The following is a 24,779-nucleotide window of genomic DNA, read 5'->3' on the forward strand; positions in this document are numbered from 1 at the left end:
ACGCGCGGCGTCCGCGGCGTTGCAGCACGTCATGCGCGCCGTCATCGCCTCGTCACCCGGGGGGCCCGAGGCCCTCGCCGTCGTCGACCGCCCGGACCCCGTCCCCGCGCCGGACGAGGTGCTCGTGCGCGTCGCCGCGGCGGGCGTCAACTTCATCGACACCTACCGGCGGTCGGGTGCGTACGCGATGCCGTTCCCGCACGTCGTCGGGTCCGAGGGTGCGGGCGTGGTGCAGGCGGTGGGCTCCGACGTCGCGCGGTTCGCGCCGGGCGACCGCGTCGCGTGGGCGCAGGCACCGGGCTCGTACGCCGAGCTCGTCGTGGTGCGCGAGCGCGAGCTGCTCGCGGTGCCCGACGGCGTCGACGACCGCGCCGCGGCCGCGCTGCCGCTGCAGGGCCTGACCGCGCACTACCTCGCGACGTCCTCCTACCGCGTGGCCCCCGGATCCACCGTCCTCGTGCACGCCGCGGCCGGCGGGGTCGGGCTGCTGCTGACCCAGCTCGCCGTCGCGCGCGGCGGACGCGTGCTCGCGACCGTCGGCGCGGCGCACAAGGCGGACCTGGCCCGCGCCGCCGGTGCGAGCGACGTGATCCGGTACGACGAGCTGACCGACCTGCCCACCGAGCTGCCCGCCGCCGTGCGCGCGCTGACCGACGGCCGCGGCGTCGACGCGGTCTACGACGGCGTCGGTCGGACGACGTTCGACGCCTCGCTCGCCTCGCTCGCGCGCCGCGGCACGCTCGTCCTGTTCGGCGCCGCCTCGGGACCCGTCCCACCCGTCGACCCGCAGCGGCTCAACGCCGCGGGCTCGGTGTTCCTCACCCGCCCCACGCTCGGCGACCACGTCGCCACGCGCGACGAGCTCGAGTGGCGCGCGGACGAGCTGTTCACCGCCGTCGCCGACGGCTCGCTCGACGTGCGCGTCGGCGCCACCTATCCGTTGGCCGACGCGGCCGACGCCCACCGCGCGCTCGAGGCGCGTGCCACCACCGGAAAGGTCCTCCTGCTGCCGTGACCACGCTCCCCACCGCCCCGACCCGCACGCTGACCGTCGAGGTCTGGTCCGACATCGCCTGCCCGTGGTGCTACATCGGCAAGCGCCGGTTCGCCCAGGCGCTCGAGCAGTTCGACCACCGCGACCACGTGGACGTCGTCTGGCGCTCCTACCAGCTCTCGCCCGACACGCCGCGCGGGCCCGGACGTCCCGAGGCCGAGGCCCTGGCCGAGCTCAAGGGGATCGGTCGTGACCAGGTCGACCGCATGTTCGCGCACGTCACAGCGGTCGCGGCGGAGGTCGGGCTCGCGTACGACTTCGGAACCGTGCTCGCGTTCAACTCCTACGACGCGCACCGCCTGACGCACCTCGCACGCGAGGTCGGGGGCGCGGCGCTGGCCGAGCGCACGCTCGAGGCGCTGTTCTCCGCGCACTTCGAGCGGGGTGCGGACCTGGGTACCGACGCCGGGCTCGTCACGGTCGCGCGCGAGGCGGGCTTCGGCGCCGCGGGGCTCGACGACGCGGCCGTCGCCGCGTTCCTCGCCGGGTCCGCGCAGTCCGACGCGGTCGACGAGGACCTCGCGCAGGCGCGGGCTCTCGGCGTGACCGGCGTGCCGTTCTTCGTCGTCGACCGCAGGTACGCGGTCTCCGGTGCGCAGCCGTCCGACGTGTTCACGCAGCTGCTCGAGACCGGCTGGCGCGAGGCGAACCCGCTGCAGACGATCGCGGGCGACCCCGACGCGCACGCGTGCGCCGACGACTCGTGCGCGATCTGAGTCCGACCGCGAGCACCGGAGTCGGGACTAGCCTCCTGGCGTGAGCACCGGGATCGGCGTCGTCGTCACCAGCTTCCGCCAGGCGCCGTGGCTGCGGCAGGCCGTCGCGTCGGTGCGCGCCCAGACGCTCGTCCCCGACGAGCTGGTGGTGGTCGACGACGGCTCGGACGACGACGAGTCGCTCGCCGTGCTGGACGAGCTCGACCGTGCCGGCGTGCGCGTCCTGCGGCAGGAGAACCGGGGCGTGAGCGCGGCCCGCAACGCGGGCATCCGTGCGCTGCGCGCACCGCTCGTCGCGGTGCTCGACGGCGACGACCGGTGGGCGCCCACGTTCCTGGCCCGCGCGCACGCCGCGCTGGCCGAGCGGCCCGAGATCGTCGCCGCGTCGTCGTGGCTGCTGCTGCACGGGGTGACGGACGGCCTGGTGCGCCCACCGGGTGGCACGGCCGTGGACTTCCTGCACCGCAACGCCTGCCCGGCGAGTGCTCTCCTGCGCCGCGAGCGATGGGCCGCCGCGGGCGGCTACGACGAGCAGATGCGCTCGGGTTTCGAGGACTGGGACCTGTTCCTGGCGATGCTGAGCCAGGGTGGGCGCATCGAGGTCGTGGCCGACGCGCTGGTCGAGTACCGCACCGCGCCTGCGTCCGCCAACGTCCGCAGCATGGAGCAGCGGCTCGAGCTCGTCGGGCACCTCGTCGACAAGCACCGGGCGCTGTACGAACGGCACGTCCGCGAGGCGGTGCTCGGCCTGGAGGCGACGTCGATCGCGCGTCTGGACGCCTGGGAGCGCCTGCTCGTCGCCGACCCGCACCTGCCCGTGGGTGAGCCCAGCTACGGCGACGGCGGCATGGCGGCCGCCGTCCGCATCGCGAGCCGCCGCACACCTGCTGGTCACGCGCCCGACGGCGGACCGCACCTCCCCTAGGCTCTGCGCAGCGGTCCCACGACGTCGTGGACCTGGTGACGCGCGTCGGCGGCCGCACCGCACCGCGACGCGCCCAGGGAGGCACACCCGATGACATCCCCCGACGTCCAGCCAGCGCCCGCGAGGGGCGTGCGCACCGACCCCGTCGGCACGTTCGTGCCCTCGGCCGTCCCGACGCACTGGTACAACCTGGCGGCCGACCTGCCCGAGCCGGCACCGCCCGCGCTGCACCCCGGCACGCGGGAGCCGATCGGGCCGCAGGACCTCGCACCGCTGTTCCCGATGGCGCTCATCGCGCAGGAGGTCAGCACCGAGCGGTACGTCGAGATCCCGCAGACCGTGCGGGAGATGTACGCGCTGTGGCGGCCCTCACCGCTGGTCCGGGCGCTGCGTCTCGAGCGCGCGCTCGGCACGCCCGCCAAGATCTTCTACAAGTACGAGGGCGTCTCCCCCGCCGGCTCGCACAAGCCCAACACCGCGGTGGCGCAGGCGTACTACAACGCGATCGAGGGCATCACCAAGCTCACCACGGAGACCGGCGCAGGCCAGTGGGGCGCGTCGCTGTCCATGGCGTGCGCGCTCGTCGGGATCCAGTGCGAGGTGTGGCAGGTGCGCGCGTCGTTCGACGCCAAGCCGTACCGCCGCATGCAGATGGAGACGTACGGCGGCGTGTGCCACCCGTCGCCGTCGGACCTCACGGAGGCGGGCCGCGCCATGCTGGCCGCCGACCCGGACACCACCGGCTCGCTCGGCATGGCGATCTCGGAGGCCGTCGAGGTCGCGGCGCAGGACCCGCACGCGCACTACGCGCTGGGCTCGGTGCTCAACCACGTGCTGCTCCACCAGAGCGTCATCGGGGTGGAGGCGCTGGCCCAGCTCGACGAGATCGGCGAGCAGGCCGACGTCGTGTTCGGCTGCGCGGGCGGCGGCTCCAACCTCGCCGGGCTGAGCTTCCCGTTCATCGGGCGCAACCTGCGTGACGGGACGACGACGCAGGTCGTCGCGTGCGAGCCCGCGGCGTGCCCCTCGCTCACGCAGGGCGAGTACCGGTACGACCACGGCGACGTCGCCGGCCTGACCCCGCTGCTCAAGATGCACACGCTCGGCAAGGACTTCGTCCCGCCGCCCATCCACGCCGGTGGGCTGCGCTACCACGGGATGGCGCCGATGGTCTCGCACGCGCTCGAGCTGGGGCTGCTCTCGGCGATCGCGGTGGAGCAGCAGGAGGCCTTCGCGGCCGGCATCGAGTTCGCGCGCGCCGAGGGGATCATCCCCGCGCCCGAGTCGACGCACGCCGTGGCCGGCGCGCTCGCCCGGGCCCGCGCCGCGACCACGGACGAGACGATCGTCATCGGCCTGTCCGGCAACGGCGTGCTGGACCTGCCCGCCTACCACGACTACCTCTAGCAGCACCGGACGCACGAGAGGCTCCGCACCCACCCGGGTGCGGAGCCTCTCGTCATGCGGTCAGCCGGTCACCGCACGGTCAGGCGCTTGCTCGCCGACACCGACGTGTAGCCGCCGTTGCCGGCGTACGTCGCCTTGACCGTGACGCTCGTCGTCACCTTCGGCAGCGTGAACGTCACCTGGCCACCCGACAGCGTGCCCGTGAGCGTCTTGCTCCCGACCACGAGCGTGACCTTCCCGGTCGGCACCGGTGCGTTGGCCGCGCCCGTGACCGTGACCGTGACCTTGGGCTGGCTGCCCTTCTTGACGGTCCAGCTCGCGGCGCCCAGCGTGACGGACGGCTTGGCCGCCGTCACCTTGAGCGTCGCCGTGTCAGACGAGCCCGCGACCGACGACGACCCGGCATAGACCGCCGTCAGCGTGTGCGTGCCGGTGCCCAGCGTCCGCGGCAGCACCACGGTCGCCTTGCCGACCTTGCCGGTCGCGGCCAGCGTCGCGGTCGCGAGCACCGTGCCGCCCTTGCGGATCTGCACCGTCCCCGCGGGCGCGACCGTCGCGCCCGTGACCGTGACCCGCGCCGTCACCGCTCCGCCGAACTTGACGGTGCTCGGGCTGAGCACGAGCGCCGTCGTCGTGGCCGCCTTGGCGATCGACACCGTGAGCGAACCCGTGGAGGTGCCCCACCGGCCGTCGCTCGGGCGGAACACGGCCCGCAGGTCGTGCGTGCCCGCGCTGAGCTCGACGTCGAGCGTCGCCTTGCCGTAGCGCACCGCCACGGTGTCGAGCCAGGTGGCTCCGTCGAGGAACGTGACCGTGCCGGCCACGTCCGTCAGGTCGACCTGCGCGACGAGCGTCTGCGTGGCGCCCGCGGTGCGGTCGCCCAGCACCGTGAGCGTCGTGGCGGTCGCCGTCGGCGCCTTGACCGTGAGCGGGATCGTCACGGTGGTGCCGCTCGGTGCGGCCACGAGCGTCAGCTCGTGGTCCCCCGCCGTCGTCGCCGCCGGGATGACGACCGCGATCGTCGCCGCCCCGCCGCTGACCGTGGCACCCCCGATGGACTCGTCGTCCAGGCGGACGTCGACGCTCGTGTTGAGCGGCGAGCCCAGGCTCGTCAGGTCGAGCCGGCTGACCCCGAACGTCACGGCGTCACCCGCGAAGGCCTCGGTCGGCTGGTCCGTGACGGCCACGGCGTGGCGGGCGAAGTCGGGCGCCAGGTCCTCGTTCGCCTGCAGGTACGCGATCCACGCGTCACGGTCGACCAGACCCGAGTCACGCGTGTCCGTCGCATCCTCGAACACCCGGAAGTTGTCCCCACCCGTCGCCAGGAACGAGAACGTCCCGATCCGGTACTCCGCCGACGGGTCCAGCGGCTCACCATCGACCGTCACCGACGTGATGTGCTCACCACGCGGCGCCGCCGGGTCGTACGTGTACGACACGTTGTCCGACAACCCCAGCTGCAGGTACGGCCGCGACGGGATCGACCCGTCCCGGTTCGTCTGCCACTGCTGCTCCAGCAACGTCACGAACTGCTCACCCGTCAACGTCGTCGTCCAGAGGTTGTTCACGAACGGCAGCACACCGTTCGCCTCGGCGTACGTGACGATCCCGTCCTGCGCCTCGGCGCCCGAGCGCGCGTACAGCAGCTCCCCGCGCAGGCCACCCGGGTTGACGACGCCGATCTGCGCGCCACCCCTCAGGTCGGACGACAGGGTCTCGCGCAGCGAGCTCGCGACGAGGTTGCCGAGCGTGGACTCGCTCGCCCGGTCGTCACGGCCCGTGGTGGGCAGCGGGCCGGGGCCCTGGTAGCGGCCGTCGACGTACGAGCCGCCCGCGAAGGCGGTCGTGATGTCGGCCGTGACCGACCCGACCGGCTGGCTCCCGACGACCGCCGCGTGCGCGAGCGCCGCGTCGACGATCGTCTTGACCTCGGCCACGCGCGGGTAGGCCGTCACGAGCTCGGTGTCCGCCGTGGTCGTGCGCGCCACGTTCTGCTCGGTGTGAGTCAGCACCTCGTCGGTGGCCGTGTCGTACGTGAGCACGACCTTGCCGAGGAACTCACCGTACGAACCGGTCTGCAGCACCGGACGCGTCTTGCCCTCCACGCCCGGAACCGGAGCCGCCCACGCGTACTGCTTGTGCGTGTGACCCGTGAAGATCACATCCACCTTCGCCGACGTGTCCTGCACGATCTGCGCGAACGCACCCCCCGCAGCCAGCTCCTGCACCAGCGTCGCACCGTCCGGCGTACCCGCACCCGCACCCTCGTGGTACTCGGCCACCAGCACATCGGCCTCACCGTTGGCCGCATCCCCGTCCGACAGCTGCGCCGCCACACGGTTCACCGCCTCCACCGGGTCACCGAAGTCCAGATCCGCGATCCCCGCCGGAGTCACCAGGCTCGGCGTCTCCTGCGTCACCGCACCGATCACACCGACCGTCACACCACCCATGTCCACCAGCTCGAACTCCGGCAGCACCGGGTTCTTCGTCCCCTTGGCGTAGACGTTCGCCCCCAGGTACGACCAGTCCGCCTCGTCCATGACCCGGTCGGTGAGGTCCGTGAACCCCTTGTCCAGCTCGTGGTTGGCGATCGCGGCGGCCTTGAGGTCGAGTGCGTTCAGGACGTCGATGGTCGGCTGGTCGTCCTGGGTGGCCGACGCGAACAGCGACGCACCGATGTTGTCACCGGCCGACAGGAACGCGACCGGGCCGTCGGCCGCGGCGCGCTGCTGCTCGACCGTGCCGGCGAACTTGACCGTGTTGGCGTCGATGCGCCCGTGGAAGTCGTTGATGTTGAGGAACGTCAGATCGATCGTCGACGGCGTCGCCTCCTCGACCGTGAGCGGGATCGTCACCGTCGTGCCGCTGGGAGCGGCCACGAGGGTCAGGACGTGCTCACCCGCGGTGGTCCCCGCGGGCACGGTCGAGGTGATGGTCGCCGCACCGTCCGTGACGGTCGCCGTCCCGATGGACTCGCCGTCGAGGCGGACGTCGACGCTCGTGTTGAGCGGCGAGCCGAGGCTCGTCAGGTCGAGCTTGGCCACCGCGAGGTCGAGGGCCTCACCGGCGACGACGGTCGTCGGCAGGTCCGTGACGGCCACGGCGTGACGGGCGAAGTCGGGCGCCAGGTCCTCGTTCGCCTGCAGGTACGCGATCCACGCGTCACGGTCGACCAGACCCGAGTCACGCGTGTCCGTCGCATCCTCGAACACCCGGAAGTTGTCCCCACCCGTCGCCAGGAACGAGAACGTCCCGATCCGGTACTCCGCCGACAGGTCCAGCGGCTCACCATCGACCGTCACCGACGTGATGTGCTCACCACGCGGCGCCGCCGGGTCGTACGTGTACGACACGTTGTCCGACAACCCCAGCTGCAGGTACGGCCGCGACGGGATCGACCCGTCCCGGTTCGTCTGCCACTGCTGCTCCAGCAACGTCACGAACTGCTCACCCGTCAACGTCGTCGTCCAGAGGTTGTTCACGAACGGCAGCACACCGTTCGCCTCGGCCGTCGTGATGACGCCGTCGGGCGCGTACAGCAGCTCGGCCCGCAGCCCGCCGGGGTTGACCACGCCGATCTGCGCGCCGCCTCGGGTCTCGTCGGCGAGCGACTCGCGCAGCGAGTTCGCCACCAGGTTGCCCAGCGTCGACTCGTTGGCGCGGTCGTCGCGGCCCGTCGTCGTCCCCGGGGCCGAACCCTGGTACCGGCCGTCGACGTAGCTGCCACCCGTGAACGCCGTGGTGATGTCGGCCGTCACCGAGCCGACCGGCACCGAGCCGACCGTCTGCGCGTGCGCGAGCGCCGCGTCGACGATCGTCTTGACCTCCGCGACGCGCGGGTACGCACCGACGAGCGTCGCGTCGGCCACCGTGGACCGGGCGACGTTCGACTCCGCGTGCGCGAGCACCTCGTCGGTGGTCGTGTCGTACGTCAGCACGACCTTGCCGAGGAACTCACCGTACGAACCGGTCTGCAGCACCGGACGCGTCTTGCCCTCGACACCCGGAACCGGGGCCGACCACGCGTACTGCTTGTGCGTGTGACCCGTGAAAATCACATCCACCTTCGCCGAGGTCTCCTGGACGATCTCGGCGAACGCGCCACCCGCCGCCAGCTCCTCGACGAGCGTCGCACCGTCGGGCGTACCCGCACCCGCACCGTCGTGGTACTCCGCGACCAGCACGTCGGCCTCGCCGTTGGCAGCCTCACCGTCCGACAGCTGCGCCGCCACACGGTTCACCGCCTCCACCGGGTCACCGAAGTCCAGGTCCGCGATCCCGGCCGGCGTGACCAGCGTCGGGGTCTCCTGCGTCACCGCACCGATCACACCGACCGTCACACCACCCATGTCCACCAGCTCGAACTCCGGCAGCACCGGGTTCTTCGTCCCCTTGGCGTAGACGTTCGCCCCCAGGTACGACCACGCGGCGTTCTCGTCGCCGGACGCGCCGATCACCCGGTCCGTGAGATCGGTGAACCCCTTGTCGAACTCGTGGTTGCCGACCGCGGACGCCGCGAGGTCCAGCGCGTTCAGCACGTCGATCGTCGGCTGGTCGTCCTGGGTGGCCGACGCGAACAGCGACGCGCCGATGTTGTCACCGGCCGACAGGAACGCGACCGGACCGGTCGCGTTCGCCCGCTCGGCCTCGACCGTGCCCGCGAACTTCACCGTGTTGGCGTCGATGCGCCCGTGGAAGTCGTTGATGTTGAGGAACGTCAGGTCCACCGTCTCGGCCGCGGCCGCCGCGGACAGACCCACGATCACCGGGTCGTGGTCCGAGGACCGGTACGGGTCCGCCGCGTAGAACAGCGAGCCGTGGTAGTTGTACCGGCTGTACTCGAGCGCGATCGACTCCGGCGAGTTGATCTCCCACACGTCCGCACCGGTCGCGCGGTCCAGCGCCGCCTCGTTGAGCAGGACGTGGTCGAGCGAGCCGGCCAGGCCGCTGAACGAGTAGGAGTACTCGCCGGGCGAGAGCTCCTCGGTCGCGTCCACGTAGCCCGCGTCGTAGAGGACCTCGAGGGGGTCCTCCTTGGTGTACGAGTTGAAGTCGCCCACGAGCGCGACCGCCTCGACGTCGCCCTGGATCGTCGGGACCCAGTCGCGCAGCGCGGTCGCCTGCGCCACGCGCGACGCGTTCGCGGCGCCCTGGCCGTCGCCCAGGTCGGTGTCGGGCGTGCCGAGCGGCCCTGCCGAGCCCTTGGACTTGAAGTGGTTCACGACGACGAGCACGGGCTCGCCACCGCCCACGGGCGCGAACGCCTGCGCGATCGGCTCACGCGCGTTCCCGAACGGCTCCGTGCCGGTCGAGAGCGTGCCGAGCGCACGCGCCGGACCACGGCGCACCACGGCGGCGGGCTGGTAGATCAGCGCGTTCGTGATGACGTCCATCTCGCCGACGACCGGCAGCTCGCCCGACGACGGCACGTACGCCCACTTGGTGGAGCCCGCCGCGGCGTTGAGCGCGCCGACCAGCGTGGCCAGCGCCTCGTCCGGCACGCCGTCCACCTTGAGGGAGTTCTCGATCTCCAGGAGACCGACCACGTCCGCGTCGAGCGCGTTGATCGCCGCGACGATCTTGTCCTGCTGACGCTCCAGGTCGTCCGCGTCCCACGCACCGCGCTGGTTGCAGCCCTCGTCGACCGTCACGCCGTCACCGGTGCGGTCCTTGTACGCGACGCACGACGCGGTGCTCGCACCGAGCGTCGTGAAGTAGTTGAGCACGTTGAACGACGCGACCGTGACGTCACCGCCGACCGCCTCGGGCGCGGCCGTGCGCGTGTTCTCGAACGTCGCGGGGCCGTTGGTCGACCCGACGAGCGCCTGCGTGGGGTCGAGCTTCCACGTGTTGTTGACCCAGGTGACCACGACCGGGTCGACGAACGTCACGCCCGCGCCGACGCGCACCGGGTCGGTGAGCGACACGTACGGCGGCGTGAGTCCCTGGTTGGCCGCGGACAGGTAATTGGTGGTCGCGCCGTCGTCGAGCACCACGCCCCGGGCCGCGTTGTCGGCCTTGACGTCCTGGATCGCGGCCGTGTCCTGCGGGTCCGCGACCTCGGTCCACTGCAGCAGCGGCTTCGTGCCCGTCGCCAGGCCGACCTCGCCGTACTGGTTCGTGGAGTACGTGTTCGACACCGTGAGGTCACCCGAGGGCAGGAAGAGCATCGACTCCATCGCCTCGCGGGCCGCGGCCGTGCGCGGCCAGGCGCCCGTCAGCGGCGTGACCGTGCCGGTGCCGGTCAGCACCTCGAGCCCGGCGGCGTTCGCCACCGTGAGCTGCGTCTGGCCGTTGAACTCGCTCACGACGCCGGTGACCGTGACGTTGTCACCGATCTCCACCAGGTCGTCGGTGCTCGGCGAGTACACGAACAGGCCGTCCGACGCGGTGCGCTCCCCCAGCGCCCCGCCCGTCCCGGCCGTCTGGATCACGTACCCGTTCCGGCCACCCGTCGGGTAGGCCGCGGTGACGACGCCCGACGTCGTGACGGTCGTGCCCGCGAGCGGCGACGCGTCGCCGGTGCCCTGGATCTGCGCGATCGTGACGGGCTCGGTGGGCTCCTCCGGCTGCTCGGGTGCGATGAGCCCGCCGCCGAGCGGCGACGGGGTGCCGGCCGTGAAGTCCGCCGCGTTGTCCGCGGTGTTCACGTGGCCGGTGCGTGCGACCGACTGGGTGTTGCTCGCCCCGAGCGCAGGGCCCGAGCCGGCGTACGAGGAGGCATTCGATCCGAAGCCGACGAGGTCGACGACCGCGGCCACAGTGCCGCAGTCCACGGAGCAGGAGAGGGGTGTCGTCGAGCTGACGAGTGCGACCTTGCCGGCGCTCGCGCCGAACGCAATGGCACCGTCCACGTCGACCGTGATCTCCGCACCGGTGCTGCCGCCGGCGCCGCCGACCAGGACCGAGCCACCGGCGGCGATCGAGCCGCTCAGCGGCGTGGTGTTGGTCCAGCTCGGGCCGGTCGCGGAGGTGTACTGGATCGACCAACCGGCGAGCGAGACGGGCTCGCCGCCGGGGTTGTAGAGCTCCACGAAGTCCCGCTTGAACGGGGCGCCCGCGTTGCCACCGCCCCCGTAGACCTCGTCGATGATGACCGCCGCGGTAGGCGAGACAGCAGCCGAGGCCGCTCCCGCCGTCACCACCGATCCTGTGAGTGCCACGGCGAGGGCGGCTAGCCCTCCGGTGATCGATCTGGTGCCAGCGCGCACGGCCAGGTGCTCCTTCGTCGGGGGAACGCACGAACGGCCGCGTGTCGGCGGCCGCCCTTCACCCAACCCGGTCTGTCCGTTTCGCCGCAACTACTGGGGAGTAACAATGCGGTGAACTCATGGGACGTCCGGTGACGCGCGCATGTCGGGCGCGTCCGAGCTCCCCCGACCGGCCCACACCACCCACTGCGCCGACCCGGTACCTGTCGGCCAGGTCGGCGCAGTGGGTGGTGCGGCGCGGTCAGGCGCGCAGCGTCGCGGAGAACCGCGTCGCGGCCTCGGCCACGACCGACTCACGCACCGCGGCGGTCTCCGCGGCGGTCAGCGTGCGGTCCGCCGCACGCAGCCGCAGCGCGAACGCGAGCGAGCGGTGCCCGGCCGGGACCTGGTCGCCCTCGTAGACGTCGAACAGGCGCACGTCCTCCACGACGTCGCCCGCGGCACTGGCGGCAGCACCCGCGCGCACCGCGGCGAGCACGTCGGCGGCCGGCACGTCCGCGGGGACGACGAGCGCGACGTCCTCCTTGGCGACCGGGAACGTCGAGACGGCCCGTGCCTGGAACGCGTCCCGGGGTGCCGCGGCGAGCAGCGCGTCCAGGTCGAGCTCGAACGCCGCGGCCCGCGCGGGCAGGTCGTGCGCCGCCACCACGTTCGGGTGCAGCTCACCGGCCCAGCCGACCACCACGCCCTGCGCGGTCTCGACGCGCGCGCACCGCCCCGGGTGCCAGGGCGCCCGGCCCTGGTCGGCGACGAGCCGGACGTCGACCCCGACGACCTGCGCGACGCGACGCACCGCGTCGATCGCGTCGCCGTGGTCGGCGCGACGACCGTCGCCCCACACGCCCGCGGGCTCGAGCCGCCCCGCCAGCACGCCGGCGACGTGCCGCGGCTGGTGCGGGACGGCCGCACGGAGCGCGTCGAGGTCCTCCGGGGACGGACGGACCGCACCCGGCAGCGCCGGCGCCGCACCCGCACCGGGCGTCGGCAACGTGACGAGCCCGAGCTCGAACACGCACACGTCGACGTTGCCGCGCGCCACGTTGCGGCGCGCGGTGTCGAGCAGCGTGACCAGCAGGTCGGTCCGCATGAAGGGCTGCGCGTCCGAGAGCGGGTTGAGCAGCCGCACCGCCCGGCGGCGCTCGTCGTCGGGCGGGAGCGTCAGCGCGTCCAGCTGGTCCGTACCGACGAACGGGTAGCTCAGCACCTCGACCAGCCCGTGCTCCGCGAGCGCGTCCGCGACCGCACGCCGCGCGCGCTGCCCGAACGTCAGGCCCGGTCCGGCGGGTGCAGGCGGGACGATCGACGGGATCGCGTCGTACCCGCGCAGGCGTGCGACCTCCTCGACCAGGTCGACGGGGACCGCCAGGTCGGGACGCCAGGACGGCGGGGTGACCGCCACGACTCCCGGCCGCACATCCGCGAGCGTGCAGCCGATCTCCGCGAGCACGTCCCGGACCTCGTCGTGCGTGTACGCGACGCCCACGAGACGTGCCGGCAGGTCGAGGTCCAGCTCGAACGGCGTGCGCGGCTCGCTCAGGTCGACGTCCGTGAGCGCCTCGTCGGGCGTGCCCCCGCCGTGCTCGACCAGGAGCGCGACGATGCGTGCGACCGCCACGCGCGGCAGACGCGGGTCCACGCCCCGCTCGTACCGCTTGGCGGCCTCGCTCGGGATGCGGTGCCGTCGCGCGGTCCGGGCGACCGTGACCGGGTCCCAGTGCGCGGCCTCGACCAGGACGTCGGTCGTGGCCGGACCGACCTCGCTGTCACCACCGCCCATGACCCCCGCCAGCCCGATGATGCGCGAGCCGCGCGCCCCGTCGGGACTGTCGGTCACCAGCAGGTCCTGCGGGTCCAGCGTGCGCACCTGGTCGTCCAGCGTGCGCAGCGTCTCGCCCGCGGCGGCACGGCGCACGACGATCGGCGCGGCCACCCGGGCCAGGTCGTACGCGTGCAGCGGCTGACCGAGGTCGAGCATCACGTAGTTCGTGGCGTCGACCGCGAGCGAGATCGGGCGCATGCCCGCCTGCTGCAGCCGCCGCTGCATCCACGTGGGCGACGGCGCGTCGGCGGCGACCCCGCGGACCACCTGAGCGACGAACCGGTCGACGCCCGGGACGCCGCCGATGGGCGCCTGGTCGTCGAGCTCGACCGCGAAGCCGGTCGGCCGCACGTCGGTGGGCTCGGGCAGAGCCGGGTCGGTGAACGCCGCACCCGTCGCGTGCGCGTACTCGCGAGCGACGCCGCGCATCGAGAAGCAGTAGCCGCGGTCCGGCGTCACGTTGATCTCCAGGACCTCCTCACCGAGGCCGAGCAGCTCGCGCGCGTCCGTGCCGACCGGCGCGTCCACGCCGATCTCGGACAGCACGATGATCCCCGCGTGGTCCTCGCCGAGGCCGAGCTCACGTGCCGAGCAGATCATGCCGTCGGAGACGTGCCCGTAGGTCTTGCGGGAGGCGATCGCGAACGGACCCGGGAGCACGGCCCCGGGCAGCGCGACGACGACGTGGTCACCCACGTCGAAGTTGTGCGCACCGCACACGATGCCCCGGGGACCACGCGTGCCGTCCTCGAGCCGCTCGTTGTGCGCGTCGCCCACGTCGACCCGGCACCAGTTGATCGTCTTGCCGTTCTTCTGCGGCTCGGGCGTGCGCTCGACGACGCGGCCGACGACGAGCGGGCCCGTCACGGCCGCGGCGTGGACCGCCTCCTCCTCGAGACCGACGCGGACCAGGTCCGCGGCGAGCTGGTCGGCCGTCAGGCCGACGGGGAGCTCGACGTGCTCGCCGAGCCAGGACAAGGGGATGCGAGGCATCAGATCACCGCCTGGAACTGGGTGGAGAACCGCACGTCGCCCTCGACCATGTCGTGCATCAGGGCGATGCCGTGCCGGAGCATGAGGGTGCGCTCGATGCCCATGCCGAACGCGAACCCGGAGAACTCCTCGGGGTCCACGCCGCACGCGCGCAGCACGTTCGGGTTGACCATGCCGCAGCCCCCCCACTCGATCCAGCCCGGCCCGCCCTTCTTCTGCGGGAACCACAGGTCCATCTCCGCGGACGGCTCCGTGAACGGGAAGTAGGACGGCCGCAGCCGCATGCGCGCCTCGGGGCCGAACATGGCACGGGCGAAGTGGTCGAGCGTGCCCTTGAGGTGCGCCATGGTCAGACCGCGGTCGATCGCGAGCCCCTCCACCTGGTGGAACACGGGCGTGTGCGTCGCGTCGAGCTCGTCGGTGCGGAACACCTTGCCGGGGCACGCCACATACACGGGGACGCCGCGCTCGAGGAGCGACCGCGCCTGCACGGGGCTGGTGTGCGTGCGCAGCACCAGGTTGGACGGCTCGTCCGTGCCGTCCGGGTGCGCGACGTAGAACGTGTCCTGCATCTGGCGCGCGGGGTGGTCGACGCCGAAGTTGAGCGCGTCGAAGTTGAACCACTCGGCCTCGAGCTCGGGCCCCTCGGCGATCGCCCAGCCCATCGAGACGAACACGTCCGCGACGCTCTGCTGCAGCGTCTCGAGCGGGTGCCGCGCACCACGCGGGCGCCGGTCGACGGGCAGCGTGACGTCGACCGTCTCCTCGACGAGCACGCGCGCGTCACGCTCGGCCTCGAGCGTCGTCTGGCGCGCGGCGATCGCCGCCGTGAGCCGGCCGCGTGCCTGGCCGACGAGCCGGCCCGCCGCGCCCTTGTCGGCGGGGGCCAGCCCACCGATCGCGCGGTTCGCGAGCGCGAGCGGGCTGCGGTCGCCCGCGTGCGCGAGGCGCACGGACTTCAGCTCGTCAAGGTCACGTGCGGCCTCGACCGCGGCGAGCGCCGCCTCGAGCGCGGCGTGGACACCCGGCTCGTCGAGCGGCGAGAGGGTGGGGCCGCCGTCGGCGGCGGGGGTGACTGGGGTCTCGGACATCCGAACCTTCCGGGGATGGACGGTCGGCCGGGCGGCGCGTGGGGCGGCACCCGGCCGTGGTCCGCGCGCGTGCGCGCCGACCAGCGGGCAAGTCTAGGGCGCCCGGTCCGGGGCCGTCCGGGAGGTCCACCGCGGCTCACGACGAGCGTCGTGCGCGGGTGTGGCTCGCGTGCGCGTCAGCGCGGCCCGGGAACGGGCCGCGGAAATCGGCGGCCGACGGCCGCGGTTCGCAGGAGCACGCGCCCAGCATGCCATGGTCCCGGCGGCGTGGGCCGCATCCCGCGCGTCCGGGGCCTCATCCCCGCAGCGGCACGCGCGCCACCGGCGTGTACAGCGGTCCGCCGCCGCGTCCCTCTCCGGGCCGCGAGCTGACCAGCAGCACGTCCTCGACGGTCCACGTCGGGCCCTCGTAGACCGCCAGCGCACGTGCGAGAGCAGCGGCCGGGTCGTCCTGGAGCCGGTCGGTCGAGGATCCGGGGCGCCCGCCGCGGTGCGGCCGCGAGCCGCCGCGCCGCGGCGGCCCCTGGCCCGGGCGGACGCGCGCCACGGTGAGGTGCGCCCGCTCGCGGACCCGGGTGTCGGGCGGGGCCGCGACGTCGGCGCCGGCGTCCACGCACGCGCGGGTCAGCTCGCGGTGCCGCTCGACGTCCCCGCCCACCCCGATCCACACGGTGCGCCGCGCGAACACCCCGGCGCCGCGCAGCCGCAGGTCGTAGGGCGCGAGCCCCACGAGTGCGCGCGCGAGCGTGTCCACGAGCCCGCCCGGTGCGTCCGCCGGACGGCCTGACGGGCTTCCCGCGGCGTCCGCCAGGCCGTCCGGCACGGAACCGTAGAAGGCCGTGGTGAGGTGCCACGTCTCACGCGCGGACCAGCGCAGCTCACCGCCCGCGCTCGCGGGCCGCCCGCGCACCCCGGCGAGCGCGAGATCCAGGTGGTCGAGCACGTGGGGCGGCGGCCAGAGCGCGGTGAACACCCTCATGGGCCCAGCCTGGCAGGTGCCAGGGCCGCGGCGCGTCTCAGCGCTGGGCGCGGCTGCTCGCGTACAGGCAGACCGTCGCCGCCGTCGCCAGGTTGAGCGACTCGGCCCGACCCCGCAGCGGGACGCGCACCACCGCGTCCGCGAGGCCCCGGTCCGTCGCCGGCAGGCCCCACGCCTCGTTGCCGAACACCCACGCCGTGGGCCGAGCGAGATCCGGGACGCCCGCGGGCGGCGCACCGGCCACGTCGAGCAGGTCGTCGAGGTCGTGCTCGCCGGCACCGTCGGCCGCGAGCACCTGCAGCCCCGACGCGCGCAACGCGGTCACGACGTCGGTCAGCGGTGCGTCGTGCACCACCGGCAGGTGGAACAACGAGCCCGCCGTGGAGCGGACGACCTTGGGGTTGTGCACGTCGACGCTGTCACGCGTGAGCACCACCCCCGCGGCTCCCGCCGCATCCGCTGCCCGGATCACGGCCCCCGCGTTGCCGGGGTCGCGCACCTGGGCGAGCACGGCCACCAGCCGCGGCGGCGCGGCGCGGTCGAGGAGCTCGTCGAGCCCGCCGCCCAGCAGGTCTGCCACCGCGACCACGCCCTGACCGTCCGGGCTCATCGCGGACAGGACCTCGTCGTCGCCGTACGTGGTCCGGATGGCACGCGCGGCGGCCGCCGCCAGGATCTCCGGGTAGCGCGCGGCCGCACCGGGCGTCACGTAGAGGTCGCGGACGCGGACCCGGGGGCCGCCCACCGCCTCGCGCACCGACTGCGGCCCCTCCACCAGGAACCGACCCTGACGGCGGCGCACCGCACGCCCGGCCAGCGCGCGCACCGCTCTGACGCGGTCGCTGCGAGGGTTGGTCAGCACAGAGCTCTCGTCCACCGCCCCATCATCCCGGTCGCGCGGGTGCTCCCGTCCCGCCCGCCCCCGGACGCGCCGGAGCCCCGGCGGACCGTGGTCCACCGGGGCTCCGGACGAGCTCAGGCGCGAACGCCCGGGTGCTGGTGCCTCACGCAGCCTTGGGCGCGTTGATGTCCGCCGGGAGGGCGTCCTTCGCAGCCTTGACCAGCGTGTTGAACGCCGCGACGTCGTTGACGGCGAGGTCGGCCAGCACGCGGCGGTCCACCTCGATGCCCGCGAGCTTGAGGCCCTGGATGAGGCGGTTGTACGTCATGCCCTCCGCACGGGCCGCAGCGTTGATGCGCTGGATCCACAGCTTGCGGAAGTCGGACTTGCGCGCCTTGCGGTCGCGGTACGAGTAGACGAGGGAGTGGGTGACCTGCTCCTTCGCCTTGCGGTACAGGCGCGAGCGCTGGCCGCGGTAACCGCTGGCCCGCTCGAGGGTCGAACGACGCTTCTTCTGGGCGTTGACTGCCCGCTTCACGCGTGCCACGTGATGCTCCTTGCTGGTCTAGGGCCGGCGTGGACCCCGGGTGCCGAGGGCACCCGGTGGGTCACTTGCCGAGCAGCTTCTTGATCTTGGGGGTGTCAGCGGCGGAGACGACCACGTCGCCGGCGATGCGGCGGGTGCGGCGGCTCGACTTGTGCTCGAGCAGGTGACGGCCGTTGGCCTGCTCGCGCATGACCTTGCCGGTTCCCGTCACGCGGAAGCGCTTCTTGGCACCGGAGTGCGTCTTGTTCTTCGGCATGGCTGCCGTGTCTCCTTGTCGTTCGCATCACGCGGGTTCGCGCGACTCGTCGTGGGCCGGTCCGGGGGGCCGGACAGGCCGTCGTGCTGGTCAGTCGGTGCTGCGGGGTGCGCTCGGGCGCGGTGCCGGACGCGGCGCGGCGGGCTTGGCCGCCCCGGGCTTCGGCGCCGCCACCGGCTTGGGCGTCGCAGCCGGCTTCGGCGCTGCCGCAGCAGGCTTGGGCGCGGCAGCGGGCTTGGGCGCGGCAGCGGGCTGGGCCGCAGCCGGCCGGGCCGCGGGGGCCGGTCGGGATGCGGGGGCCGGTCGGGACGCGGCCGCGGGCCGGGACGTCGCGGCCGGCTTGGACGCCGCCGGCCGCGCGGCGGCGGGACGCGGCGCTGCCGGTGCCTTCTCGGCCGCGGGCGCCGGAGCAGCCTCGACCTTCTCGGCGACGGGCGCGGGTGCACCCTCGACCTTCTCGGCGACCGGCGCCGCAGCGGCCTCGACGACCGCCGGCTCGGCAGCAGCCTGCTCGGCAGCAGCCTGCTCGGCCTCGGCCGAGCGCTCGGCGGCAGCCTTGGCGTTCGCCTCACGGGACGCAGCGGCCTGCTCCTTGCGGCGCTGCTCCTGACGCTGCTCGGCCTTCTTCTTGTTGGGCCCGATCACCATGATCATGTTGCGCCCGTCCTGCTTCGGCGCGCTCTCGACGAAGCCGAGCTCGGCGACGTCGGCGGCGAGACGCTGCAGCAGACGGATGCCCATCTCCGGGCGCGACTGCTCGCGGCCGCGGAACATGATCATGACCTTGACCTTGTCGCCGGCCGTGAGGAACCGCTCGACGTGGCCCTTCTTGGTGCCGTAGTCGTGCGGGTCGATCTTGAGCCGGAAGCGGATCTCCTTGAGGACCGTGTTGGCCTGGTTCCGCCGTGCCTCGCGGGCCTTCATGTCGGCTTCGTACTTGTACTTGCCGTAATCCATGATCTTGCAGACCGGCGGACGGGCGTCGGGAGCGACCTCGACCAGGTCGAGGTCTGCGTCCTGGGCCAGGCGCAGTGCGTCTTCCACGCGGACGATGCCGACCTGCTCGCCGTTGGGGCCGACCAGGCGGACCTCGGCTACGCGGATCCGATCGTTGATGCGGGGCTCGCTGATGGGTGCTCCTCCAGGTTCGTGGTGACACCGTCGGGAACGAAGAAGGCCTCCGTCCCGAGCACAGGAGGAGGCCACCAGCACATGCCGCACGGCAGCACCTGACCGGGCACGGTTCTCACCGCGCCGACGACGTGCTGCCCTGCAGACTGTGGACCCGGCCCCTGTCTCCGGCGCGAGCCGGACGTCGGGACCCAGGTGGGAGGAACTCCGCTTGTGCACCCGCGCCGCCACCCCGGTGACGAGGAGGTGGCGCAGGTCAGTCGATCGACAAGGCTACCAGACGATCGCGCACGGTCTCGCGCGGCCCGACAGCACCATCACTGGAGCGGCTCCAATACTTGAATGATTCCAGATTGTGTGATGGGGTGGCGGACATGCCCGTCACCGACACCGACCTGCTCCGCTCACGCGGCCTGCGGGTCACCGCACCCCGCCTCGCGGTGCTCGACGCCCTGGCGGGCGACCCGCACGCCGACGCGGACACGGTGCTGCGCGGCGTCCGCTCACGCATGCCGTCGGTCTCCGTCCAGGCGATCTACGACGTGCTCGCGGCCCTCACGCAGGCGGGCCTGATCCGGCGGATCGAGCCCGCGGGTCACCCCGCGCGCTACGAGCGCCGTGTCGAGGACAACCACCACCACGTGGTCTGCCGCGGGTGCGGCGCGATCGACGACGTCGACTGCGTCGTCGGCCACGCGCCGTGCCTGGTGCCGAGCTCGACCTCGGGCTTTGCGGTCGAGATGGCCGAGGTGACGTTCTGGGGCCTGTGCCCCGCGTGCCGGACCGCCGGCGACTGACGGCGGACCCCACTTCCGACCCACGCCGACCGGCGTCCGCCGGCGCGCGCCACCCCAGATCACCCGACGAGAGGACACCCATGTCACACGTGCCCCCGCCCGCCCCCGCCACGACGACGAACGCGGGCGCCCCGGTCGCCTCCGACGCCCATGCGCTGTCGGTCGGCCCCGACGGCCCGATCGTCCTGCACGACCACTACCTCGTCGAGAAGCTCGCGCAGTTCAACCGCGAGCGGGTCCCCGAGCGCGTCGTGCACGCCAAGGGCGGCGGTGCGTTCGGCACGTTCCGCACCACGCACGACGTGTCCGCGTACACGCGCGCGGCGCTGTTCCAGCCGGGCGTCGAGACGTCGATGCTCGCGCGCTTCTCGTCGGTGGCCGGCGAGCTCGGGTCGCCCGACACGTGGCGCGACCCGCGCGGCTTCGCGCTGAAGTTCTACACGAGCGAGGGCAACTACGACCTCGTCGGGAACAACACCCCGGTGTTCTTCCTGCGGGACGGGATCAAGTTCCCCGACTTCATCCGCTCGCAGAAGCGCCTGCCGGGATCGCACCTGCGTGACAACGACATGCAGTGGGACTTCTGGACCCTCTCGCCCGAGTCCGCGCACCAGGTCACGTGGCTCATGGGCGACCGTGGGCTGCCGGCGTCGTGGCGGCACATGGACGGCTTCGGCTCGCACACGTACCAGTGGATCAACGCGTCGGGCGAGCGGTTCTGGGTCAAGTACCACTTCAGGACGCAGCAGGGCATCAAGAACCTCACGGCCGACGAGGCCTCGCAGCTGGCCGGCTCCGACGCGGACGTGCACATCCGCGACCTGTACGAGCACATCGAGGCGGGCGACTTCCCGCGCTGGACGCTGTCGGTCCAGGTCATGCCGTACGCGGACGCGCGGACCTATCGCTTCAACCCGTTCGACCTGACGAAGGTGTGGCCGCACGCCGACTACCCGCTCATCGAGGTGGGCGTCATGGAGCTCAACCGCAACCCCGAGAACTACTTCGCGCAGATCGAGCAGGCCACGTTCGCGCCGAGCAACTTCGTGCCCGGGATCGCGGCGAGCCCGGACAAGATGCTGCTCGCGCGGATCTTCTCCTACGCCGACGCGCACCGGTACCGCGTGGGCACCAACCACGCGCAGATCCCGGTCAACGCACCCGTGTCCCCCGTGCACTCCTACTCCAAGGACGGCGCCGCCCGGCACGCGTTCGCGCCGGCGGACGCCCCCGTCTACGCGCCCAACTCGCGCGGTGGTGCGGCGGCCGACCCGGCCCGCGCGACCGACGGGGGGTGGGAGCACGACGGCGAGATGACGCGCGCCGCCGCGACGCTGCACGCCGAGGACGACGACTGGGGCCAGGCGGGCACGCTGTACCGCGACGTGTTCGACGACGCCGCGCGCGCCCGGTTCCTCGAGACGATCACAGGCCACGTGGGCGGGGTCCGTGATGCCGACATCCGCGCCCGCGCCATCCAGTACTGGACGAACGTCGACGCGGGCCTGGGGGCCGCGCTGCGCGCTGCGCTCCCCGACGTCCCCGTCGAGACCGGAACGCCCGCGACCGCCGCGCTGCCCGTGGCCTGACCGCGCCTGCCCGACGGCCCTCGCTCCCCTCGGGACGGGGGCCGTCGGCGTGCCGCCCCCGGCGCCCGGGTGGCGCCGAGCGGTGCGAGGATGACCGCCATGAGCGAGCAGCCCACGGACCAGGCCGGCACCACACGGGATGCGACGCGTGACATCGCGGACGTCGCGGCGGTCGAGGTCATCGTCACCGCGGCCGTGCACCTGATGAGCGCGGCCGCGGTCAAGTGCGGGCTCGCCGAGGACGGCCCGCAGGGCGCGGGAGCGGACTACCTGGACCTCGACGAGGCGCGCAAGCTCATCACGGCACTCGCGGCGCTGGTCACGGCGTCCGCACCGGACATCGGCAACCAGCACGCGCGGTCGTTGCGCGACGGGCTGCGCTCGCTGCAGCTCGCGTTCCTCGAGGCCTCGCCCTTCCCCGACGCGCCGGGCGAGGGCCCCGGGGAGAAGTTCACCGGCCCCGTGCGCTGACCGTCACCGGCACGTCGCGGCGCGCGCGTCCTCGTCGGCGCCTGCCGCGCGGGGCGTCGGGAGCACGGGCGGGGCGGTCCCGTCGACGACGGCCGCCCGCACGTCACTGACAGGCGGACGCACGCGCGCGCGACGGCCGCGCACCCAGGCCTGCGCCCCCAGTCCCCCGAGCGCGATCGCGCCTCCCACGGCCGCGGCCGTGAGGAAGCCGGCGCCCGGGTGCGAGCGGTCGATGACCCAGCCGCACAGCGGCGCACCGAGCGCATTGCCGACCGTCGACATCGTGCCGCTCCACCCCATGACCTCACCGCGGCGCTCCTCGGGCACCAGCCGCACCAGGGTCGCGTTGATCGCCGAGAGCGCCGGCGCGCACGGCAGGCCGGCGACGAACACCGCGACCGCGAGCCACCACGGCGCGGGCGCGAACGCCGCCGGGACGGTCGCGAGCGCGAGCGCGAGGACCAGCAGCAGCGGCGACGGCGTCCCCGTGCGCGCGCCGTGGACCAGCCCGCCGACGACCGATCCGGCCGCCCACAGCGCGATCATCCAGCCGACGTCGCCCTCCCGGCCGCGCTCCGTGAGCGCCGCCACCAGGGCGACGTCCGTCCCGATCAGCACGAACGACGCGCCGACCGCGGCCAGGAGCACGACGAGCAGCCGGGGCTGCAGCACACGCCCGGTCCCCGCAGCCGCGGGCGGCGCCGCATGGCCGGCGGCGGACCTGGTCGGTGGGTTCGCGACCATCAGGAGCGCACCCGAGAGCACGGTGGCCGCACCGACCACGGTGAGCGCGACCGTCGTCGAGGCCTGCGTGGCCAGCAGCACGCCCACGACGGGTGCGAGCATGAACGTGAGCTCGACGAAGACCGAGTCGAGCGCGAACGCCGCACGCTGGTGCTGCAGCGGCACCAGGACCGCGAGCGACTGACGCGCCACCGAGAACACCGGCACCAGGAACAGGCCCCCGACGAACGCCGCGCCGAGGAGCGCGTGGTACCCGAGGTGCGGCGCCGCGAGCCACACCGCGGACTCGACGACGACCGAGGGCGCGATCGCGCGGCGCAGGCCCCACCGGTCCACGAGCCGTCCGCGCCAGGGCGCCCCGATCGCGATGCCGATCGTCGACGCCCCCGCGACGAGCCCGGCCTGCCCGTACCCGCGGTCGAGCGCCGTCACCACGTGCAGCGTCAGCACGACGCCCGTCATCGCGGCGGGGATGCGGGCCACGAACGCGACCGCGAACAGGCGGGCGACACCGGGCAGGCGCAGCAGGGCGCCGTAGGTCGAGCGGGGCATCCGTCCATTGTCACGCCCGCACCCGCGTGGTCCGACCGCCCCGCCTATCCTGGGCGGGTGCCGCTCGAGGACACCCGTGCCGACCCGTCGCCGCAGGACGCCGGCCGCCGCGGCACGCCCGTATGGGTTCCGCACGGCGCTCCCGAGGCCCCGCTGAACGCGCCCGGCGCGCACGAGGCCCTGACCCCCGCGACGCACCGGCCCGTCCCCCACGGCCCGGTCCCCTCCGCGCCCGTGCCGCCGCCCCCGCACCCCGGTGCGGCCGTGGCCGCGAGCGCGTCCCAAGCACCGCGCCCGGCTGCCGCACCTCGTCGCGGCCGGCGTGCCGTGCGCGTGCTGGCGGTCCTGCTCGTGCTCGTCGTGCTCGTCGCGGGTGGCCTGGTGACGTACCTGTGGCGCACCACCGACGCGTGGCGCAGCACCAGCGGCGACTGGGAGCACCTCGCGCGGCAGGCCGCGACGGATCTGGCGACGACGCGCGCGGACCTGGACACCGCACGCGACGACCTCGCCGAGACACGCGAGCAGCTGACGACCGCACAGGCCCGCATCACCGAGCTCGCCGACGAGAAGGCCCAGCTCGGCGACGACTCCGCGGCGCAGCAGCAGCTCGCCGACTACCAGGCGCGCGTCTCGCAGGCCGCGGGCCAGGTGGCGACCGCGCTCGCGACCTGCATCGACTCTCAGCAGCAGCTCATCGGGTACATGGAGGACGCCGAGCAGTACGAGCCCGCGGACCTCGAGCGGTTCCGGACCGACGTCGACGGCCTGTGCGCGCAGGCGACCGCGGCCAACGCCCAGCTCCAGGACGAGCTCGAGCCGTGAGCGCACCGCCGTACCGACGGACCCGGCACCGGGCGCCCGCGCTGCTCCTGGCCGGTGCTCTCGTGACGTCCTGCTCGGTGCTGCCGCCCCTGCCCGACCCCGCGCCGACCGCGCTGACGGCCGAGCCCGCACCCGGCGCACCCGCACCGGACGCGTCGTCCGGCCCGACGGCGACGCTGTCCCCCGACGGCTTCGACGCGGCCGAGCGCATGGCGGTCCGCATCCGCAACGTGGGGTGCGGCTCGCTGTCCACGGGATCGGGCTTCGCGATCGACGACCACACGCTCGTGACCAACCGCCACGTCGTCGCCGACTCGGCCACGCTCGAGATCAGCACGTACGACGGCCGTGACGTGCGGGCGCAGGCGGCGTCCACCGCGGACCTCGCGGACCTCGCGCTGGTGCGGACGGTCGACCCGCTGCCCGCATCCGCGGGCCTGGCCCCGATCGACCCGCAGCGCGGCTCGTCGGTCACCGTGGTCGGCTACCCGCTCGGCAGCCGGCTCACGCTCACGCACGGCAACGTCATCGGCGCGACCACCGACCCGCTCAACGCGAACCTGGGCGAGGTGCTGGTGACCGACGCGGAGGTCGAGCCCGGGTCGTCGGGCTCGGCCGTGCTCGACGCGCGCGGCCGGGTCGTCGGAGTCGTCTACGCCAAGGGTGAGGACGGCACGAGCTTCGTGGTGCCCGTCAGCACGTTGCGGGAGATGCTGGACGACGACGCACCGGTCACCGCGGCACCGACCTGCTCGCCCTGACAGCGGCGGCCTGACAGCGGGCCTCGCACGCGCACGCGGGTCGGCCGCGCCCGATGACGACGCGGCC

18 protein-coding genes are annotated in these 24,779 nt (G+C 73.6%); 9 read left to right on the forward strand and 9 right to left on the reverse strand.

Annotated elements, in window-relative coordinates; all coding sequences use genetic code 11:
* Nucleotides 1-31 precede the first annotated feature (31 nt).
* From CELGI_RS09860 to CELGI_RS09875, 4 genes are all read left to right on the forward strand, one after another.
* The gene (locus CELGI_RS09860; protein ID WP_013883975.1) at nt 32-1,015 is read left to right on the forward strand and encodes a quinone oxidoreductase family protein; all 984 of its coding nucleotides are present in this window, start codon (nt 32-34) and stop codon (nt 1,013-1,015) included.
* On the forward strand, nt 1,012-1,770 hold the full coding sequence (locus tag CELGI_RS09865; protein WP_013883976.1) for a DsbA family oxidoreductase: 759 nt from the start codon (nt 1,012-1,014) through the stop codon (nt 1,768-1,770). The genes CELGI_RS09860 and CELGI_RS09865 overlap by 4 nt, the downstream gene beginning before the upstream one ends.
* A gap of 40 nt (nt 1,771-1,810) precedes the next feature.
* Entirely contained in the window at nt 1,811-2,695 is an 885-nt protein-coding gene (locus tag CELGI_RS09870) for a glycosyltransferase family 2 protein (protein ID WP_013883977.1), read from the forward strand.
* 90 nt (nt 2,696-2,785) lie between these two features.
* Entirely contained in the window at nt 2,786-4,102 is a 1,317-nt protein-coding gene (locus CELGI_RS09875) for a TrpB-like pyridoxal phosphate-dependent enzyme (RefSeq protein WP_013883978.1), read from the forward strand.
* A 68-nt stretch (nt 4,103-4,170) separates the two neighbouring features.
* On the opposite strand, the gene CELGI_RS16755 is transcribed toward CELGI_RS09875, so the two are convergent.
* The 8 genes from CELGI_RS16755 to infC form a co-directional block, all read right to left on the reverse strand.
* On the reverse strand, nt 4,171-11,268 hold the full coding sequence (locus CELGI_RS16755; protein ID WP_245528084.1) for an ExeM/NucH family extracellular endonuclease: 7,098 nt from the start codon (nt 11,266-11,268) through the stop codon (nt 4,171-4,173).
* 289 nt (nt 11,269-11,557) lie between these two features.
* Nucleotides 11,558-14,128, reverse strand: a complete 2,571-nt coding sequence (gene pheT / locus CELGI_RS09885) for a phenylalanine--tRNA ligase subunit beta (RefSeq protein ID WP_013883980.1) — start codon at nt 14,126-14,128, stop codon at nt 11,558-11,560.
* Complete coding sequence (pheS, locus tag CELGI_RS09890; protein ID WP_013883981.1) at nt 14,128-15,219, reverse strand: phenylalanine--tRNA ligase subunit alpha; 1,092 nt, start codon at nt 15,217-15,219, stop codon at nt 14,128-14,130. The genes pheT and pheS overlap by 1 nt, the downstream gene beginning before the upstream one ends.
* A gap of 295 nt (nt 15,220-15,514) precedes the next feature.
* Nucleotides 15,515-16,198: a 2'-5' RNA ligase family protein gene (locus tag CELGI_RS09895; protein ID WP_013883982.1), complete on the reverse strand. Its 684-nt coding sequence runs from the start codon at nt 16,196-16,198 to the stop codon at nt 15,515-15,517.
* 37 nt (nt 16,199-16,235) lie between these two features.
* Nucleotides 16,236-17,075, reverse strand: coding sequence for a TrmH family RNA methyltransferase (locus CELGI_RS09900; protein ID WP_013883983.1), 840 nt, complete (start codon nt 17,073-17,075; stop codon nt 16,236-16,238).
* A 127-nt stretch (nt 17,076-17,202) separates the two neighbouring features.
* Entirely contained in the window at nt 17,203-17,586 is a 384-nt protein-coding gene (gene rplT, locus CELGI_RS09905) for a 50S ribosomal protein L20 (protein ID WP_013883984.1), read from the reverse strand.
* Between the two features lie 61 nt (nt 17,587-17,647).
* On the reverse strand, nt 17,648-17,842 hold the full coding sequence (gene rpmI, locus CELGI_RS09910; protein ID WP_013883985.1) for a 50S ribosomal protein L35: 195 nt from the start codon (nt 17,840-17,842) through the stop codon (nt 17,648-17,650).
* Nucleotides 17,843-17,932: 90 nt separating this feature from the next.
* On the reverse strand, nt 17,933-18,973 hold the full coding sequence (infC, locus tag CELGI_RS09915) for a translation initiation factor IF-3 (RefSeq protein ID WP_081465427.1): 1,041 nt from the start codon (nt 18,971-18,973) through the stop codon (nt 17,933-17,935).
* Between the two features lie 374 nt (nt 18,974-19,347).
* Between infC and CELGI_RS09920 the strand changes: the two genes are divergently transcribed.
* From CELGI_RS09920 to CELGI_RS09930, 3 genes are all read left to right on the forward strand, one after another.
* Nucleotides 19,348-19,770, forward strand: a complete 423-nt coding sequence (locus tag CELGI_RS09920; protein ID WP_013883986.1) for a Fur family transcriptional regulator — start codon at nt 19,348-19,350, stop codon at nt 19,768-19,770.
* Between the two features lie 80 nt (nt 19,771-19,850).
* On the forward strand, nt 19,851-21,359 hold the full coding sequence (locus tag CELGI_RS09925) for a catalase (protein WP_013883987.1): 1,509 nt from the start codon (nt 19,851-19,853) through the stop codon (nt 21,357-21,359).
* Nucleotides 21,360-21,458: 99 nt separating this feature from the next.
* Nucleotides 21,459-21,830: a DUF1844 domain-containing protein gene (locus tag CELGI_RS09930; RefSeq protein WP_013883988.1), complete on the forward strand. Its 372-nt coding sequence runs from the start codon at nt 21,459-21,461 to the stop codon at nt 21,828-21,830.
* A 3-nt stretch (nt 21,831-21,833) separates the two neighbouring features.
* Here the strand turns inward: CELGI_RS09930 and CELGI_RS09935 are convergent, their stop codons facing one another.
* Entirely contained in the window at nt 21,834-23,126 is a 1,293-nt protein-coding gene (locus tag CELGI_RS09935) for an MFS transporter (protein ID WP_150104713.1), read from the reverse strand.
* Nucleotides 23,127-23,183: 57 nt separating this feature from the next.
* Here CELGI_RS09935 and CELGI_RS09940 point away from each other — a divergent pair, with 57 nt between their 5' ends.
* Entirely contained in the window at nt 23,184-23,951 is a 768-nt protein-coding gene (locus CELGI_RS09940) for a hypothetical protein (RefSeq protein WP_245528085.1), read from the forward strand.
* Complete coding sequence (locus CELGI_RS09945) at nt 23,948-24,712, forward strand: S1C family serine protease (protein WP_013883991.1); 765 nt, start codon at nt 23,948-23,950, stop codon at nt 24,710-24,712. Before CELGI_RS09940 ends, CELGI_RS09945 begins: the two co-directional genes overlap by 4 nt.
* Nucleotides 24,713-24,779 lie beyond the last annotated feature (67 nt).

It is taken from the genome of Cellulomonas gilvus ATCC 13127 (genome assembly GCF_000218545.1).
Taxonomy (GTDB): Bacteria; Actinomycetota; Actinomycetes; order Actinomycetales; family Cellulomonadaceae; genus Cellulomonas; species Cellulomonas gilvus.